The sequence below is a fragment of the Actinoplanes sp. NPDC000266 genome (genome assembly GCF_042899005.1).
Taxonomy (GTDB): Bacteria; Actinomycetota; Actinomycetes; order Mycobacteriales; family Micromonosporaceae; genus Actinoplanes.
Window position 1 is genome coordinate 41,200 of sequence record NZ_JBIAZI010000019.1, and the last position, 15,547, is coordinate 56,746.

The following is a 15,547-nucleotide window of genomic DNA, read 5'->3' on the forward strand; positions in this document are numbered from 1 at the left end:
GCTCGCCCGCGCCGCTCGCCCGCGCCGCTCGCCCGCGCCGCTCGCCCGCGCCGCTCGCCCGCGCCGCTCGCCCGCGCCGCTCGCCCGCGCCGCTCGCCCGCGCCGCTCGACCCCGCTCGGCCGCGCCGCCCGATCCCGCTCGCCCGCACTCGGTCCCGCTCGCCCGCACTCGGTCCCGCTCGCCCGCACCCGTCCCGCCGCCCGGCCGCGCCGTCCTTTCCTGCCGCCGTCCTGGCCGGGTCTGGCCGTGGCGTGGCCCATGCGAGTTGGGCGGTGTGGACTGGGCCAGGCTGGGCCGGATTGGACAAGGGCGGCTGGCCGGGCCAGTGCGGCGCTGATGACCCGGAGCGCCGGCCACGTGGTGCCCTTGCGGGGGTCTGAACCGGGGCATCCGCCGGGGGAGTGGGCGTCGTACGATCTTGGGCGCGACGCTGCGGGGGCTGCGCGTGAAGGCTCCGGGAGGGCGTTCGATGAGTGGCTTCGGTGGTGGGGTACTGCGTCTCGTGGGGTCCATATTGCTGGTCGCCGGTGTGGTGAGTGGCTGCGGGAGGCCGGGGGATGACTATTCGGCTCGGATGAGGGCGTCCGCGCCTGTGGTCGCGCCGTCGCCTGACGTTGTTGTCGCTCCGGTCAAGGCCAGCATCAGCAAGGCGGGGCTTGCCTACTTTCTCGAGGTTGCTTTCGGGGCCGATCTGGGGGACAACGACCAGGTCATCACCATGTGGGACAAGCCGGTGGTCACTGTTCGGGTTCGGGGCGCTTCGGCGAAGAGCCGGAGTTGCCTGAACCAGGTGATCGCCGACTTCAACGGGCTCACGGCGCGGACGGATCTGAAGGTCGTATCGGGTGCGCCCGACATCGAGCTTTTCTTCGGGTCCGGGTCGAAGTTCCGCGTCCTCGAGCCGCACTATGAGCCGGGGAACGACGGGTTCTACTACCTGTACTGGTCGGGCAAACACGAGATCACCAGCGCCAACGTGTTCGTTCGGTCGTCCGGTATCAGCGAGAGGGATCGTTGCCATCTGATCCGGATGGGCCTGACCGGGGCCATGGGTCTGTCGAACCAGTCCGCCAAATATCCGGACAGCGTCTTCTACCAGGACTACGGCACCACGCCGACGCGGTATTCGGCGCTGGACAAGGAACTCGTCGCGCTGATGTACGGGGGTGTGGTGCGGCCGGGGGACGGCAAGGACGTGATCAAGCAGACGGTGACGGTGAAGTAGAGGTTTTGCGCCCTGGGCCGGTGTTCTTCGGGTTGCGGTGCGATGCTGAGGTGATCCCTGAACCGCCGCTGGGAGGACACCTCATGCTGCCCCTCACTGAAGCCAACCTGACGTCGCTGCCCGCGGGGGTGGCCGTGCCGAACTACGACCGGTCGCGGCTGCGTACCGGGATCGTGCACTTCGGAGTCGGTGGATTCCATCGCGCCCACCAGGCCATGTACCTGGATCGGCTGATGAGTGCCCAGACCGCCTTCGACTGGGCGATCTGCGGGGTGGGGGTGATGCCGGCCGACCGGCGCATGCAGCAGGTGCTCGACGCTCAGGACTGCCTTTATACGCTGGTGGTGAAGGCGCCGGACGGGACGCTGGACGCCCGGGTCGTCGGGTCGATCAAGGAATATCTGTTCGCTCCGGACTCGCCGGACGCGGTGATCGAGAAGATGACGCAGCCCGAGGTGCGGATCGTCTCGCTGACGGTCACCGAGGGCGGGTACAACTTCAACGCCGTCACGGGCGAGTTCATGGCCGACAATCCGGACGTTCAACACGATCTGGCGCTGCCGGGGGAGCCGCGGACGACGTTCGGGCTGATCACGGCGGCCATCGAGCGCCGCCGGCAGCGTGGGGTGGCGCCGTTCACGATCATGAGCTGCGACAACATTCAGGGCAACGGGGACGCGGCGCGGCGGAGCTTCGTGTCGTACGCGAAGTTGCGGGATCCGGCGCTGGCCTCGTACGTCGAGGAGAACGTGCAGTTCCCGAACAGCATGGTCGACCGGATCACGCCGGTGACCACCGACGACGACCGGGACGAGGTGCGCAAGCACTTCGGGGTCGAGGACGGCTGGCCGGTGGTGTGCGAGCCGTTCACGCAGTGGGCGCTCGAGGACAAGTTCTCCGCGGGGCGGCCGCCCTTCGAGGACGCCGGCGTTCAGGTCGTGGCCGACGTCGAGCCGTACGAGCTGATGAAGTTGCGTCTTCTGAACGCCTCGCATCAGGCGCTGTGCTACTTCGGATATCTGTCGGGCTATCGGCTCGTGCACGACGTGACGCGGGATCCGGTGTTCGCGCAGTTCCTGCTGGCGTACATGGAGCGGGAGGCGACCCCGACCCTGGAGCCGGTGCCGGGGGTCGACCTGCGCGAATATCAGCACCAGCTGATCGACCGGTTCTCCAACGCGCAGGTGAAGGACACGGTGGCGCGGCTGTGCGCGGAGAGCTCGGACCGCATCCCGAAATGGCTGCTGCCGGTGATCCGCCACAATCTGGCCCATGGCGGCGACATCCTGCTGTCGACGGCGGTGGTGGCGTCCTGGGCCCGCTACGCGACCGGGGTGGACGAGCACGGGCAGCCGATCGAGGTGGTCGACCGGCTGCGCGATCAGCTCGTGTCGCTGGCCCGGCGGCCGGAGCCGCTGGCGTTCATCCAGAACCGCGAGTTGTTCGGGGACCTGGCCGACAACGAGCGCTTCGTGGCGGCGTACACCTCGGTCCTGAACAGCCTGAACACCCGCGGAGCGAAAGCGACGCTGGAAGCCCTCATGGCCGGCGCGCTCTAGGCCGCCACCGGTTTGGCCGTGACCGGGCGGGCCCAGCGCACCGCCCGGTCGAGGATGGCGCGGAACATGATGACCACGCACGTGACGCCGTTGAAGAAGGAGGCGGTCACGTCGGTGGGGTGGTGCATGCCGCGGTAGAGCCGCGCGGTGGCGACCAGCAGCGGGACGAGCACGAGAAGCCAGGCCAGGCGCTTGGCCCAGGTCCTCTTGAGCATGACGCTGAGCAGCACAGCCAGGCCGACGTAGAGGGCGACGGCGGCCGACGTGTGCCCGGACGGGAAGCTCGAGGTGGGCGGCGAGTCGTCCAGATGCTGCACGGCCGGCCGCTGCCGGTCGATGACGAGCGTGGTGAAGAGGAAGACCAGGGCCTGGGCGCTGACGGCGGCGCAGAGGAAGAGCGGCTCCCGCCAGCGGTGCGTGGTGAGCCGCAGGCCGATGGCCACCGCCGCGGTGATGCCGACGACGACCGGTGTGCTGCCGAGCAGGCTGAAGAACTCCGAGACGTTGTTGAGGATCGGATCCCGGTGCGCGGCGAAGTCCCGGTTGACGGTGTCCTCGGCGGTGAACGGCCAGTCGTGCGTCCAGACCTTGGTGACGAGCAGGCCGAGGACGACCATGACGCCGAAGAGCACGCTGACAGGCAACAGGATCCGCTTGGCCACCTGCCCGATCCAGGCGGCCCAGCTCGATGTCTCGGGGGGCATGGCGCGGTGTTTTACCCGAACGGGCGGCGCGTCAATCAGCCGACGGCGATCACGTGGTTGGTGAGGGTGCCGAGGGCCGGGGAGGTCATTTCGATCGTGTCGCCGGGACACGTGGTGAAGTCGGCGTCCGGCACGATGCCGGTTCCGGTCAGCAGGACCACCCCGGTGGGGAAAGTGAGCGCCCGGAACAGCCAGGCCGACAGGTCGTCGAAGCCGCGCGCCATGGCCGCCGTCGTGGTCGTCGCGGCGTACACCTCGCGGCCTTCGCGCCGGACCTGGAGGCCGATCTCGAACGGGCCCGGCGGGATCGCCCAGCTCGGCACGATGGCCGGGCCCAGGGCGCAGGAGCGGTCGTAGATCTTCGCCTGCGGGAGGTAGAGGGGGTTGTCGCCCTCGATCGACCGGCTGCTCATGTCGTTGCCCAACGTGTAGCCGAAGATCTCGCCGGCCGCGTTGAGGATCAGCCCGACCTCGGCCTCGGGGACGTCCCAGCCGGAGTCGCGGCGGATCGCGACGGCGTCGCCGTCCCCGACGATCCGCCACGGGCTCGACTTGAAGAAGAGCTCGGGGCGGTCGCTGTCGTAGACATCGTCGTAGAGGGAGCCGTGGCCGGACTCCTCCTTGCGCCCGTCGCGACTGCGCTTGTACGTGACCCCGGCCGCCCACACCTCCTGCTCGTCGACCGGAGCGAGCACCTCCTCGCCGGGCATGGCGCCGGCGTCGCCGTGGGCCGCCGCGGCCTCGACCGAGGCCCGGGCCTGGTCGAGGGGGAGGGCGAGCAGCCCGGCCAGCGTGCCGCCGAGCTCGCGCCATCCGTCGCCCGAGCGCACCGCCCAGCGCGTCCCGTGGCCGTCACGCAGGCGGTACATGGAGATCGACATTCACCCATCCTAAGTGCGGAGATACTCTCTTCAGATGCCTCGTGTGGTACCGGCGGTCAGCCGTGCGCTCGACATCCTCGAACTGTTCCTGGACCGCCCGCAGCTGTCAGCCCGCGAGGTGATGGAGCGGCTCGACCTGCCGCGTACCACTGTCCACGAGCTGCTCGTCACGCTCGTCGACCGTTCGTACCTGATCGCCGTGCCCGGTCAGCCGGTGGAGTACCGGCTCGGCCTGCCCCTGTTCCAGCTCGGCGCGGCCTTCGCGGGCCGGCTCGACCTGGTGCACGAGGCGCGGAACGTGACGAGGGAGGTGGCCGCCGTGTGCAACGAGGCGGTCCACGTGGCGGTGCTCGACGGAGCGGATGTCGTCTACCTCGTCAAGGTCGACAGCACGCACCCGGTCCGGATGGTCTCCGGTGTCGGCCTGCGGCTGCCGGCGCACTGCACGGCGGTCGGCAAGGTGCTGCTGTCGGCGCTCGACCGGGTGGCCCTGGACGCCGTCCTCAAGGGGGAGCTGCCGGGCATGACGCCGGACAGCATCACCGACCCGGACCGCCTGCGGGACCATCTCGACCAGGTGCGGGCCGCGGGCGTCGCCGTCGACGTCGGCGAGTCCGACGGCGCCATGCGCTGCGTCGCCGCGGGCGTCCGGGACCACTCCGGCGCCGTCATCGCGGCCATGAGCGTCTCCGCGCCGATCATCCGCTGGACCCCCGAGGCGCACGGGGAGTGGACTGCGCTGGTCCAGGACGGGGCGGCCAGGCTGTCCGCGCGCATGGGATATCCGCGGCAACCTCGATAGCCGACATCGAAACATTGACACTTTTCACGCTCCTGTTCTAGCGTCGCGTCCACTCCATACGAAATATCGAACCACGGTTCGAGATTTCGAACAACGAGGGATGGTGACTTTTCCATGCGGACCAGGCGCGAATTTCTGGGGATGGGGGTGGGGGTGCTCGGCGCGGCCGGGCTGGCCGCGTGCGGCGGCACCTCGACGTCGTCCACGAGCGTGCAACCGGACGTTCCGAAGGAACTGCTCGACGCCGCGGCGTCGATGAAGGGCACCTCGATGGGGCTGCTGTCGCAGAAGCTGTACTCGACGGCGGCCAACGAAGCACTCGACAGCTCGATCAGGAAGTTCGCCGACGCCACCGGCTCGAAGATCGAGAACAGTCTCGTCCAGGCCGACGCGGGCGACGTCGTCGCCAAGATCGACGCCGAGGTGAAGGGTGGCGTGGCCCGCGACCTGGCCTTCATGACCGACTCCCGGTTCATCGCGCAGTTCCACGCGCTCGGCGACCTGGAGGACGTGACCGACGTCGTCGAGGCGCTGACGGCCAAGTACGGCGAACCCTGCGCCGAGGCCAAGAACTTCTGCGTCTTCGACGGCAAGTGGTACGCGATCCCGTACCACTTCATCGGGATCGGCTCGTTCCTGCGCAAGGACTGGATGCAGGAAAAGGGCATCGCGCCCAAGGACGTCTACTCCTGGGAGGAACTGCGCGACCTGTGCCTGGCCATCTCCGATCCGGGCAAGCGGCGGTTCGGCTGGGGCATGTCGGTGAACCGGTCCGGCGACGGCAACGGCATGATCGAGGCGCTGATCAACTCCTACGGTGGGGCGATCGCCGCCAACGACGGCCGGAAGGTCACCTTCGACTCGCCGGAGACCGTGCGGGCGGTGACCTTCCTGGGCGACATCTACACCAATCCCCAGTACAAGCCGATGCTGCCGCCGGGCGTGGCCAGCTGGACCGACACCAGCAACAACGAGAACTGGCTGGCCGGCGTCCTCGGCTACACCCGCAACAGCTTCAGCATCTACGCGGACTCCAAGACCAAGAAGAATCCGGTGTACGGCAACACGCATGTCTTCTCCGACTGCGTCGGACCGGCGACGGACAAGTCGCTGCTGCTCGGGCAGTCGCAGGGTTTCGTGGTCTTCAAGGGCGCCAAGAACGCTCCGCTGGCCAAGCTCCTGGCGCAGTACCTGGTCAGCGCGCCCGCGCTGGTCGGCGTGGCCAAGGAGGCGCCCGGCCTGGTGATGCCGGCCTGGGAGAAGGTCTGGGACGCCGACCCGTACTTCAGCGGCGGCGACCCGGCGTTCCCCATGGTGCGCGCGATGTCGCAGCAGCCGCTGCCGTTGACCACGAAGAACGGCCTGAAGTTCCCGCAGAAGGCCAGCGCCGGGCAGCAGGCGGTGGTCGCGGCGTACGTCCTCACCGACATGATGCAGGAGGTCGTGCAGGGAACGCCGCCCGCGCAGGCCGTGACGGCGGCCCACGCGAAGATGGTGCAGATCTTCGCGCAGCAGGGGCTGCCCCAGTGACAGCCGTACGGCCGGCGCCGGCCCCGGTGAAGAAGCCGCCGGGGCCCGGCTCCCTCACGACGACCCAGCGGCGGCTGGGCCGCGATTGGCGGCTGGCGATCGTGTTCCTGGCTCCCACGGCCGTGCTGGTCGGGGTGCTCGTGCTGCTGCCGATCGCCAAATCGGTGATCACCAGCACCACGGAACGGCACGGTGCCGGCAACGTGTTCGTCGGCCTGGCCAACTACCTCGCCCTGGCCGGTGACGACCAGTTCCGTACGGGAGTGGTGAACTCGTTCGTCTTCACGGCGTACGCCGAGATCTTCAAGGTCGTCCTGGGTCTGGCCGCGGCCCTGCTGCTGCACAACCTGCGCCGCGGAAAGGCCGTGCTGACCGGGCTCCTGCTGGTGCCGTGGGTGGTGCCCACGGTGGTGACGGCGTTCAGCTGGCGGTCGCTGCTCGACGCCATCTTCGGCAGCGTCAACACCCTGCTCACGGCCTCGGGGATCGGGCCGTTGCTGGCCGATGTGCATCTGGTCGACGGCTGGCCGGCGGGCTGGCTGTCCGACCCGTCGCTGGCCATGCCGTCGGTGATCCTGGTCAACGTGTGGAAGGGCGTGCCGTTCTTCACCGTCTGCTTCCTGGCCGGTCTGAAGGCCATCCCGGCCGACCAGTACGAGGCCGCGACCATCGACGGCGCGTCGGCCTGGCAGCGGTTCGCCCACGTGACGCTGCCCGGCCTGCGCCACGTGATCACCGTGACGGTGACCCTGTCGTCGATCTGGACGTTCAACAACTTCGACCTCGTCTGGCTGCTGACGCAGGGCGGGCCGGGCGACGTCACCGCGCCGTACGTGCTCGTCGCGTATTCCAAGGCGATCCTGCAACTGCAGTACGGCGCCGGGGCGGCGGTCACCCTGGTCATGCTGCCGGTGATCGCGGCGCTGGTGTTCTTCCTGGTCCGGCTCCTGCGCGAGGACCGTGAGCCGCTGACCACAAGCAGGGCGCTGCCGTGGGGCCTCGCCGCGGCGTTCACCGTCCTGCTGGCCTGGGCCTCACCCGGGATCTTCTGGAAGGCGGCGGTGATCCTCGCGGTGATCCTGCTGATCGCCACGGCCATCGGCCGGGTGATCGCGGGCCGCCGGCGAGCTTCGCCGGCGGTGTCGGGTCTGGGGCTGGCCGGGCTGCTGGTCTTCGTGCTGGGCCCGATGTACTGGATCGCCGTGACCGCGTTCAAGACCGAGGGGCAGGTGGTCACGAGGGTCAACGACCTGTGGCCGGCGCCGTGGAGCCTGGAGCAGTTCACGGCCCTGTTCACCAATCAGCCGTTCGGGCGCTGGTATCTCAACACGCTGCTGGTGTCGGCGGCGTCCACAGTGGTGGCGCTGGTGTGCGCCGTGCTGGCCGGGTACGCGCTGGCCCGGCTGAGGTTCCGGGGTGCGCAGGGTTTCACGGTGACAGTGCTGCTGACGTACGTGATGCCGGGCGCGCTGTTGTTCATCCCGCTGTACCAGCTGCTCATCGGCGCGAGGCTGACGGACTCGTTGTGGTCGCTCGTGGTGACGTACCCGACCTTCACCATTCCCTTCGCCACCTGGCTGCTGGCCGGCTATTTCTCGTCGATCCCGGCCGACCTGGAGGAGGCGGCGCTGGTCGACGGCTGCTCCCGCGTGCAGGCGTTCGGCCGGGTGGTCCTACCGCTGGCCAAGCCGGGGTTGCTGGCGGTGGCGCTGTTCACGCTGACGAACGCGTGGAACGAGTTCCTGTTCGCGTTCGTGTTCATCACAAAGGACGAGTACAAGACCCTCCCGGTCGGCATGCAGTCCATGATCGCCGGCGACGTCGTCCCCCAGGGCCAGCTGGCCGCCGCCTCCCTGCTCGTCAGCATTCCGGTGGTGGCGATGTACGCCTTCGGCCAGCGCTTCCTGACCGAGGGCCTCACCGCGGGCGCGGTGAAGGGCTGACGCTCAGTCCTTCCCGGTTGACTTGGGCTTCTTCGATTTGGCCGGCTTACCCCTTTTCGCCGGCTCGGTGGGGGTTGCCGTGCCGCAGTACGCCGCCACGGAAGCCTCGCCGCCCGCCGCGGCGATGAGGTCCCGGCGATCCCGCCCGTTCATCGGCCGGCCGCTGATCCCGGCCGCGCCCGGCTCGGCGCTGCTGGTGACCGCGCGCCGACCGCTGCCGATGCCGGAGGAGTTGACGCATGTGGCGTTGCGGGCGATGGCCCGGGGCTGATCTTTTACAGGAGACCGAGGTTGAAGACCTCGAAGGACGCGCCGTAGCGGACGCCCAGGCGGGTGCCGGCCTGGCGGGAGAAGCCCTCCAGGAACTCCTCGGCGTCGAAGGAACCCGAGGTCAGGCCGTTCAGGTAGGCCGCGTGGGCCTCCAGCGAGCGGACGCCCAGGCCGAACGTCTCCGTGGTGTCGACGCCGTGGGTGGCGCGGGGGGAACCGGCCGCCCACACCTGGCGGGTCGACCACTTCTCCAGGTCCTGGTCGCGGAAGATCCAGCGGTTGGCGGCGTCGCGGGCCGCGTCGAGGACGGAGCGGCCGGTGACGATGTGGTCGGACATGTTCAGGGCCTGTCCGGCCTCGTCCCAGCTCTCCCGGAAGTTGTTCGTGATGATGATCTCGGGGCGGTGGGTGCGGATCACCCGGGCCAGCTCGCGGCGCAGGGGTACGCCGTACTCGAGCACGCCGTCGGGAAGGCCCAGGAAGTCGACCTCCTTGACGCCGACGATGGCGGCCGAGGCGCGCTGCTCCTGTTCGCGGGCGGGGGCGGCCTCGGCCGGGTCCATGCCGTCGATGCCGGCTTCGCCGCTGGTCAGCAGGACGTACGTGATGTCCTTGCCCTGTGCCGTCCAGCGGGCGATGGCCGCCGCCGTGCCGAACTCGAGGTCGTCGGGGTGGGCGACGATGGCCAGGCCGCGCTGCCAGGACTCGTCGACGGGCTGCAATGAGGCGGGTGAGGTCATGCCCTCAGCCTACGAGCCGGCGCTCCCAGGCCCAGGCGGCGATCTCCACGCGGTTCCGGGTGTTCAGCTTGGTGTGGATGCTGCCGAGATGGGTCTTCACCGTGCCGACCGAGATGAAGAGCTGGGCGGCGATCTCGGCGTTGGTCAGGCCGCGGGCGGTCAGCTTCACCACCTCCAGCTCGCGCGGGGACAGGTTGCCCTCGTCGGTGGCGGCGGCCGGGGCGGACAGGTGCTCCAGGAGCCGTACCGTGATGGACGGGCTGATCAGAGCGTCGCCCGACACGGCGGCCCGGACCGCCTCGATCAGCAGCGCCGGTCCCGAGTCCTTCAGCAGGAAGCCGGCGGCGCCGTTGCGCAGCGCCTGGTGGACGTATTCGTCCAGGTCGAACGTCGTGACCACGACGATGCGCAGGGGATCGGCGACGCCGGGGCCGGCCAGCAGGCGCAGCGCCTCCAGGCCGTCCATCTTCGGCATGCGGATGTCGAACAGCGCCACGTCCGGCTTGAGCTTGCGGGCCAGGGCCACCGCCTCGACGCCGTCGGCGGCCTCGCCCACGACCTCCATGTCGGGCTGGGCGCCGATGATCATGCCGAAACCGGTACGGACCATCGCCTGGTCGTCGGCGATAAGCACGCGAATCACCTGAAGAACCGCCTTTACGGAATGGGGAAGGCGGCGTCGACCACCCAGCCGCCCTCGATGCCGGGACCGGCGGTGATCCGGCCGCCGACCGCGCGGACCCGTTCGGTGAGGCCCACGAGACCGTACCCCGGGCGGTCCCGGGGTGTGGCGGCGCGCGCCGGTACGCCGTCGTTGGCCACCCGCACCAGCAGCCAGTCGGGGGTGCGGCGGACCCAGATGTCGGCCACCTGAGCCGCGGGGGCGTGCTGGCGGACGTTCGTCAGGGCTTCCATCACCACCCGGTAGGCCGAGGTCGACACCTCCACCGGCAGGCCCTCGGCGTCGCCGTCGACGTGGATGCGGGCGGTCGCCCCGCCGGCCGAGTTGAACTGGTCGAGCAGGACCGGCAGCTCGCCCAGGCCGGCCACCGGGGCCAGGGGCGCGTCCGGTGAGGAGGAGGGGTCGCGCAGCACGCCGACCATGCGGCGCATCGACGCCATCGTCTCGGCCCCGGCCTCCTCGATCTGTTCCAGGGCGAGCAGCACGCGTTTCGGGTCCTGCTCGGCGATGAACCGGGCGCCCTGCGCCTGCACGACGATGCCGGTCACGTGGTGGGCGATGAAGTCGTGCAGGTCGCGGGCGAACTCGGCGCGCTGCTCGGCCCGTACGGCGTCGACCGCCCGCTGCCGCGAGCTCTCCAGGATGCGCAGGTAGATGCCGACGCCGATGGCGGCCGCGCCGGCCAGGGCCTGGATCAGGCCGAAGATGACGAACTCGGCGCCCTGGCCGCCGCGCAGCGGCTGGAGGCTGACCGCCGCGCCGACCGCGATGACGCCGGCCACCGCCCAGCCCGGCGAGGCCCGCCGGGCCAGCACGAACAGCACGCCCAGCAGCGCCGTCGACTCGGCCAGGCCCCAGCTCAGATAGCTGTAGTCGTTGCGGTAGCCGAAGACCACGGCCAGGGTCATGACCAGTGAGGCCAGGCCGAGCGCGACTGCGACTTTCGGCAGAGCGGTGGACCCCTGCTTGTGCGCGGGCAGCCAGACGATCGCGGCGGCGATCGCCAGCAGCACCTGGAGCAGGCCCAGGAGCTCCGAATCGCGCAGCAGCCCCTGCGCGACGTCGAACAATCCCAGCACGGTCATGGCGGCCAGCGCCAGGAACTGCCCGAGGCGGAGAAGGATCAACCGGTTCGTGTTCGTCTGCATCGTGACCCAGCGTAGTTGCAGGTGAGCGCGCCTTCATCGGCCGAAAGACAGATCCGGATCCCCGGCCACGGGCCGATGTGCCGGGCCACCGGCTAACGCCAGCATTTCCGGCGTCAACAACGTCACGACGCCACGTGGAGATTCCATGCAGACGCCCGTACTCCAAGACACGATGGCGGCCGTCGCCGCCGTCGACCTGACCAAGGTCTACGGCAGCGGCGACACCGCCGTACGGGCCCTGGACGGCGTGACCGTCGGGTTCGCCCGCGCTCAGTTCACCGCGATCATGGGGCCGTCCGGTTCCGGCAAGTCGACCCTCATGCACTGCCTGGCCGGCCTCGACACCGCCACCAGCGGGCAGGCCCTGCTCGGCGGCACCGACCTGACCAAGCAGTCCGACAAGGTGCTGACGAAGGTGCGCCGCGAGCGGATCGGCTTCGTCTTCCAGGCGTTCAACCTGTTGCCGCAGCTCACCGCCGCGCAGAACATCACGCTGCCGCTGGAGCTGGCCGGGCGCAAGCCCGACCACCACCTCTACACGCACCTGACCGAGACGCTCGGCATCGTCGCCCGTCTCGACCACCGGCCGGGCGAGCTCTCCGGCGGCCAGCAGCAGCGGGTCGCGCTGGCCCGGGCGCTGGTCTCGCGCCCCGAGGTGGTCTTCGCCGACGAGCCGACCGGCAACCTCGACTCCCGTTCCGGCGCCGAGGTGCTGCTCTTCCTGCGCAACTCGGTGCGCGAGCTCGGCCAGACGATCGTCATGGTCACCCACGACCCGGGCGCGGCCGCCTACGCCGACCGGGTCGTGCTGCTGGCCGACGGCCGGGTGGCCGGCGAGATCGACCGCCCGGACACGGCCAGCGTCACCGACGCGCTGCAGTCTCTGGCGGCCGCCCGATGAGCGTGCTCCGCACCCAGATGCGCGGCGTGCTCCGCCGCCCGGCCCGGCTGCTGCTGACCGGCCTGGCCGTCCTGGTCGTCTCCTTCGTCGTCTACGCGTCGGTGCTGGCCCAGCAGATCACCGAGCGCAGCGTGCTCAACGGCCTGAGCGGCACGCCCGAGGCGGTCGACCTGGTCGTGCGCAACGGCGAGATCACCACCGCGAAGGCGGCCGCGATCGCGAAGGTGCCCGGCGTGGCCGAGGCGGTCGCCCGGGTCGACACCGGCGGCGAGGTCAACGGCGACTATCTGCAGATCACCGGTGATCCGGGCAGCGGGCCGCTGGCCGTCGCCTCGATCACCCAGGGCCGCTATCCGGGCAAGGCCGGCGAGATCGCCGTCACCCCGCGCACGGTGGAGCGGATGGGCCTGAAGCTGGGCAGCTCGGCCAAGGTGCAGCTGCGCTACACCGAGGACGGCAAACCCCTCGCGCCGACGCGGGTCACGGTGGTCGGCCTGGTCCAGGCCCGCGACGATTTCGGTTTCCAGGCGTACGCCCCGACGGCCGCCGTGGTCGCGATGAGCGGCGCGCAGTTCGTCAACCAGGTCGACATCCGCTACGCGCCGGGCGCCGGCGACGTCCGGGACCGGGTCGCCGCGCTGGCCACCGGGGCCGAGGTGGCCACGGGCGCCGACGTGCGCTTCGAGGAGGCCGAGCAGAAGGCGTCCGACATCAACGCGGTCTTCGCGGTGATCGCCATGTTCGTCGCGATCGCCGTGGTCGCGGCCGGCCTGGTCGCCACCTCGACGTTCCGCATCATGTTCGCCCAGCGGATGCGCCAGCTGGCCCTGCTGCGGGCGGTCGGCGCCGGCCGTGGCTCGATCACCCGGTCGCTGGCCGCCGAGGGCGCGCTGACCGGCCTGGTCACCGGCGTGGCCGGGGTGCTGCTGGCGCTCGGTGCGGGACATCTCGTGCCGGTGGTGGCGGGGTGGTTCGGCCCGCACATCGACTCGCCCGGCTTCCCGGTGCTGTGGGCGCTGGCCACTGTCGCGCTGGCCGTCCTGATCACCGTCCTGGCCGTGCTGGCCCCGGCCGCCTCGGCGGCCCGGGTGTCGCCGCTGGAGGCCCTGCGCAGCTCGGGCACGACCGGGGCGCGGCGCGACATCGGCGCCCCGCGCTGGGTCATCGGCCTGGTGCTGGCGGCCGGGGCGGGCCTGCTGGCCGCGTACGTGGTGAACGGTCTTCCGGGCCGCGACCCGGAGAACTACGACCCGTCGACCAACCTGTTCGCCGTCGTCGGCTCCGGTGCTCTCGCCTTCTTCGCGCTGGTCGCGCTCGGTCCGGTTATCGTGCGGCCGGTGCTGGCCCTGCTGGGTGCACCGATCCGCCGCTCCGGGCCGGTCGGCCGGCTGGCCGCCGGTGGCGTAGGAGCGGCGCCGCGCCGGGCCGCCGCGGTCTCGGTCGTGGTCGCGCTCGGCGTCACCCTGATCGCCGGGACACTGGTCGGCGGCGCGTCGATCCGGGTGCTGGCCGACCGGGAGTCGGCCGGGTCGGCCCCGGCCGACTACGAGCTGAGCGGCACCGACGAGTCGCCGGTGCCGGCCTCGCTGGTCGAGCGGCTGCGGGCCAGCAAGGAGCTCACGCACGTCGCGCCGTACCGCCGGATCCCGGTGAAGATCGGTGAGGTCGACGGGCTGAACGTGACCGACCTGTCGTGGAGCGCGGTGCCGCGGCTGAGCCAGCTCGACGTGGCGGCCGGCTCGGTGGGCGATCTCGGGCCGGGCAAGGCGATCATCTCCGGCTTCACCACCGACACGACCGGGCTGCACGTCGGTGACAAGATCACGATGCACGCCGGGAAGCACACGGGCACGTTCACGATCGTGGCGCAGCTGCCCGACTCGGGCCCGCTGGGCTCGGCCGTGGTGCTCGACCCGGCCGACCTGACCAGGCTCGGGGCCGGCGCCACGTACAACGGCGTCCTGATGGACCAGGCCGTGAGCGGCGAGAAGGGCCGGGCCGACGGCAAACGGGCGATCGACGAGGCCGCCACCGGCGGGACGTTCAGCGTCGACGTGCTGGCCGACCAGCGCGACCAGATCGACAGCCAGCTCACCCTGCTGCTGGTGATCGCGCTGGCGCTGGTCGGGCTCACCGTGGCCATCGCGGTGGTCGGCGTCGGGACGACGACGGCGCTGTCGGTCGTCGAACGGGTCCGCGAGTCCGGGGTGCTGCGCGCGGTCGGCCTGTCGCAGGGCGGCCTGCGGGCCATGCTGACGACCGAGTCGGCGCTGTACGGCGTGATCGGCGCGGCGATCGGGCTCGTGCTCGGTGTCCCGTACGCCATGCTGGCCGTCAAGGCGCTCGGCGTGAACGCGCCGCTGACCGTGCCGGCCGGTCAGCTCGCGATCGTCTTCGTGGTGCTGGTCGCGCTGACGGCGCTGGCCGGGGTGCTGCCGGCGCGCAGGGCGGCGAAGGTCAGTCCCGTGGCGGCGCTCGGAACGGAGTAGAAAGCGGTGCATGGATAACACCTGGCCGCTGTTCGGGCTCCGGCTGGTCCACCGCGACGTCGTGCTGCGGCCGATGCGCGAGGAGGACCTGCCGGAGCTCTCCGCCGTGCTGCCCGGCGACGTCGGGCACGATCCGCGCCTGCCCATGTGGCCCGGGCAGAGCTTCGCCGAGAACGAGCGGCGGCTGTTCCGCCAGAGCTACTGGAAGGCCTACGGCACCTGGGATCCGGCGTCCTGGGTGCTGCACTTCGCCGTGTCGTACGGCGGCCGGCCGGCCGGGGTGCAGACCCTGGAGGGCGAGAACTTCCCGGCGCTGCGCACCGTGGACACCGCGTCATGGCTGGTGCCCGAGGTCCGGGGGCGCGGCGTCGGCGTCGCCATGCGCACGGCCGTCCTCGGCTTCGCCTTCGGAAGCCTGGGCGCCGTCGCGGCGATCAGCTCGGCGACGACGTCCAACGCGGCGTCGCTCGGGGTCTCGAGACATTTGGGGTACGCCGACAACGGCACCAGCCGCATCGTCGACACCACGGGCGACGTCGTCGAGCTGCGGCACTTCCGCCTCACGGCCGACCGCTGGCCCGGCGCCGAGGTCACGGTCGAGGGCTTCGATCCCTGCCGCCCCTGGTTCGGGATGGCCGCGGTTTGACCGATTCGGTACTCTCACGCCGCTAA

14 protein-coding genes are annotated in these 15,547 nt (G+C 70.7%); 9 read left to right on the top strand and 5 right to left on the bottom strand.

The window, feature by feature from the left end; all coding sequences use genetic code 11:
- Positions 1-419 precede the first annotated feature (419 nt).
- A complete protein-coding gene (locus ACFY36_RS48035) occupies positions 420-1,226 on the top strand; it encodes a DUF2927 domain-containing protein (RefSeq protein ID WP_499752618.1) in 807 nt (268 codons plus the stop codon).
- An 83-nt stretch (positions 1,227-1,309) separates the two neighbouring features.
- The gene (locus ACFY36_RS48040) at positions 1,310-2,785 is read left to right on the top strand and encodes a mannitol dehydrogenase family protein (protein ID WP_499752619.1); all 1,476 of its coding nucleotides are present in this window, start codon (positions 1,310-1,312) and stop codon (positions 2,783-2,785) included.
- On the opposite strand, the gene ACFY36_RS48045 is transcribed toward ACFY36_RS48040, so the two are convergent.
- Together ACFY36_RS48045 and ACFY36_RS48050 are read right to left on the bottom strand one after the other, a co-directional pair.
- Positions 2,782-3,489, bottom strand: a complete 708-nt coding sequence (locus ACFY36_RS48045) for a phosphatase PAP2 family protein (protein WP_499752620.1) — start codon at positions 3,487-3,489, stop codon at positions 2,782-2,784. The two genes, ACFY36_RS48040 and ACFY36_RS48045, sit on opposite strands and share 4 nt — an antisense overlap.
- A 35-nt stretch (positions 3,490-3,524) precedes the next feature.
- The gene (locus ACFY36_RS48050) at positions 3,525-4,370 is read right to left on the bottom strand and encodes a fumarylacetoacetate hydrolase family protein (protein ID WP_499752621.1); all 846 of its coding nucleotides are present in this window, start codon (positions 4,368-4,370) and stop codon (positions 3,525-3,527) included.
- Between the two features lie 34 nt (positions 4,371-4,404).
- Between ACFY36_RS48050 and ACFY36_RS48055 the strand changes: the two genes are divergently transcribed.
- The 4 genes from ACFY36_RS48055 to ACFY36_RS48070 all read left to right on the top strand — a co-directional run bounded on the left by ACFY36_RS48055 (position 4,405) and on the right by ACFY36_RS48070 (position 8,916).
- The gene (locus ACFY36_RS48055) at positions 4,405-5,172 is read left to right on the top strand and encodes an IclR family transcriptional regulator (protein ID WP_499752622.1); all 768 of its coding nucleotides are present in this window, start codon (positions 4,405-4,407) and stop codon (positions 5,170-5,172) included.
- A gap of 114 nt (positions 5,173-5,286) precedes the next feature.
- Positions 5,287-6,702, top strand: a complete 1,416-nt coding sequence (locus tag ACFY36_RS48060; RefSeq protein ID WP_499752623.1) for an extracellular solute-binding protein — start codon at positions 5,287-5,289, stop codon at positions 6,700-6,702.
- Positions 6,699-8,645, top strand: coding sequence for an ABC transporter permease (locus ACFY36_RS48065; RefSeq protein ID WP_499752624.1), 1,947 nt, complete (start codon positions 6,699-6,701; stop codon positions 8,643-8,645). Before ACFY36_RS48060 ends, ACFY36_RS48065 begins: the two co-directional genes overlap by 4 nt.
- A 79-nt stretch (positions 8,646-8,724) precedes the next feature.
- Positions 8,725-8,916 carry a hypothetical protein gene (locus ACFY36_RS48070; RefSeq protein ID WP_499752625.1) on the top strand — a complete coding sequence of 64 codons (192 nt, stop codon included), beginning with the start codon at positions 8,725-8,727 and terminating at the stop codon, positions 8,914-8,916.
- 4 nt (positions 8,917-8,920) lie between these two features.
- Here ACFY36_RS48070 and ACFY36_RS48075 read toward each other — a convergent pair whose 3' ends face one another.
- The 3 genes from ACFY36_RS48075 to ACFY36_RS48085 are packed head-to-tail and all read right to left on the bottom strand — an operon-like array spanning position 8,921 to position 11,485.
- Positions 8,921-9,655, bottom strand: a complete 735-nt coding sequence (locus tag ACFY36_RS48075; protein ID WP_499752626.1) for a PIG-L deacetylase family protein — start codon at positions 9,653-9,655, stop codon at positions 8,921-8,923.
- A 4-nt stretch (positions 9,656-9,659) separates the two neighbouring features.
- On the bottom strand, positions 9,660-10,298 hold the full coding sequence (locus ACFY36_RS48080; RefSeq protein WP_499752627.1) for a response regulator: 639 nt from the start codon (positions 10,296-10,298) through the stop codon (positions 9,660-9,662).
- A gap of 14 nt (positions 10,299-10,312) precedes the next feature.
- Complete coding sequence (locus ACFY36_RS48085; RefSeq protein WP_499752628.1) at positions 10,313-11,485, bottom strand: sensor histidine kinase; 1,173 nt, start codon at positions 11,483-11,485, stop codon at positions 10,313-10,315.
- Between the two features lie 145 nt (positions 11,486-11,630).
- On the opposite strand from ACFY36_RS48085, the gene ACFY36_RS48090 reads away from it, so the two are divergent.
- The 3 genes from ACFY36_RS48090 to ACFY36_RS48100 are packed head-to-tail and all read left to right on the top strand — an operon-like array spanning position 11,631 to position 15,521.
- Positions 11,631-12,386, top strand: a complete 756-nt coding sequence (locus ACFY36_RS48090; RefSeq protein ID WP_499752629.1) for an ABC transporter ATP-binding protein — start codon at positions 11,631-11,633, stop codon at positions 12,384-12,386.
- Positions 12,383-14,875: an FtsX-like permease family protein gene (locus ACFY36_RS48095; RefSeq protein WP_499752630.1), complete on the top strand. Its 2,493-nt coding sequence runs from the start codon at positions 12,383-12,385 to the stop codon at positions 14,873-14,875. The genes ACFY36_RS48090 and ACFY36_RS48095 overlap by 4 nt, the downstream gene beginning before the upstream one ends.
- Positions 14,876-14,885: 10 nt before the next feature.
- Positions 14,886-15,521, top strand: a complete 636-nt coding sequence (locus ACFY36_RS48100) for a GNAT family N-acetyltransferase (protein ID WP_499752631.1) — start codon at positions 14,886-14,888, stop codon at positions 15,519-15,521.
- Positions 15,522-15,547 lie beyond the last annotated feature (26 nt).

What these genes read in the sequence shown, in the direction of transcription:
- ACFY36_RS48095 (WP_499752630.1), top strand. Translation starts at nt 12,383, where the DNA reads ATGAGCGTGCTCCGCACCCAGATGCGCGGCGTGCTCCGCCGCCCGGCC.
- ACFY36_RS48040 (WP_499752619.1), top strand. Translation starts at nt 1,310, where the DNA reads ATGCTGCCCCTCACTGAAGCCAACCTGACGTCGCTGCCCGCGGGGGTG.
- ACFY36_RS48085 (WP_499752628.1), bottom strand. Translation starts at nt 11,485, where the DNA reads ATGCAGACGAACACGAACCGGTTGATCCTTCTCCGCCTCGGGCAGTTC.
- ACFY36_RS48090 (WP_499752629.1), top strand. Translation starts at nt 11,631, where the DNA reads ATGCAGACGCCCGTACTCCAAGACACGATGGCGGCCGTCGCCGCCGTC.
- ACFY36_RS48045 (WP_499752620.1), bottom strand. Translation starts at nt 3,489, where the DNA reads ATGCCCCCCGAGACATCGAGCTGGGCCGCCTGGATCGGGCAGGTGGCC.
- ACFY36_RS48050 (WP_499752621.1), bottom strand. Translation starts at nt 4,370, where the DNA reads ATGTCGATCTCCATGTACCGCCTGCGTGACGGCCACGGGACGCGCTGG.
- ACFY36_RS48055 (WP_499752622.1), top strand. Translation starts at nt 4,405, where the DNA reads ATGCCTCGTGTGGTACCGGCGGTCAGCCGTGCGCTCGACATCCTCGAA.
- ACFY36_RS48060 (WP_499752623.1), top strand. Translation starts at nt 5,287, where the DNA reads ATGCGGACCAGGCGCGAATTTCTGGGGATGGGGGTGGGGGTGCTCGGC.
- ACFY36_RS48075 (WP_499752626.1), bottom strand. Translation starts at nt 9,655, where the DNA reads ATGACCTCACCCGCCTCATTGCAGCCCGTCGACGAGTCCTGGCAGCGC.
- ACFY36_RS48100 (WP_499752631.1), top strand. Translation starts at nt 14,886, where the DNA reads ATGGATAACACCTGGCCGCTGTTCGGGCTCCGGCTGGTCCACCGCGAC.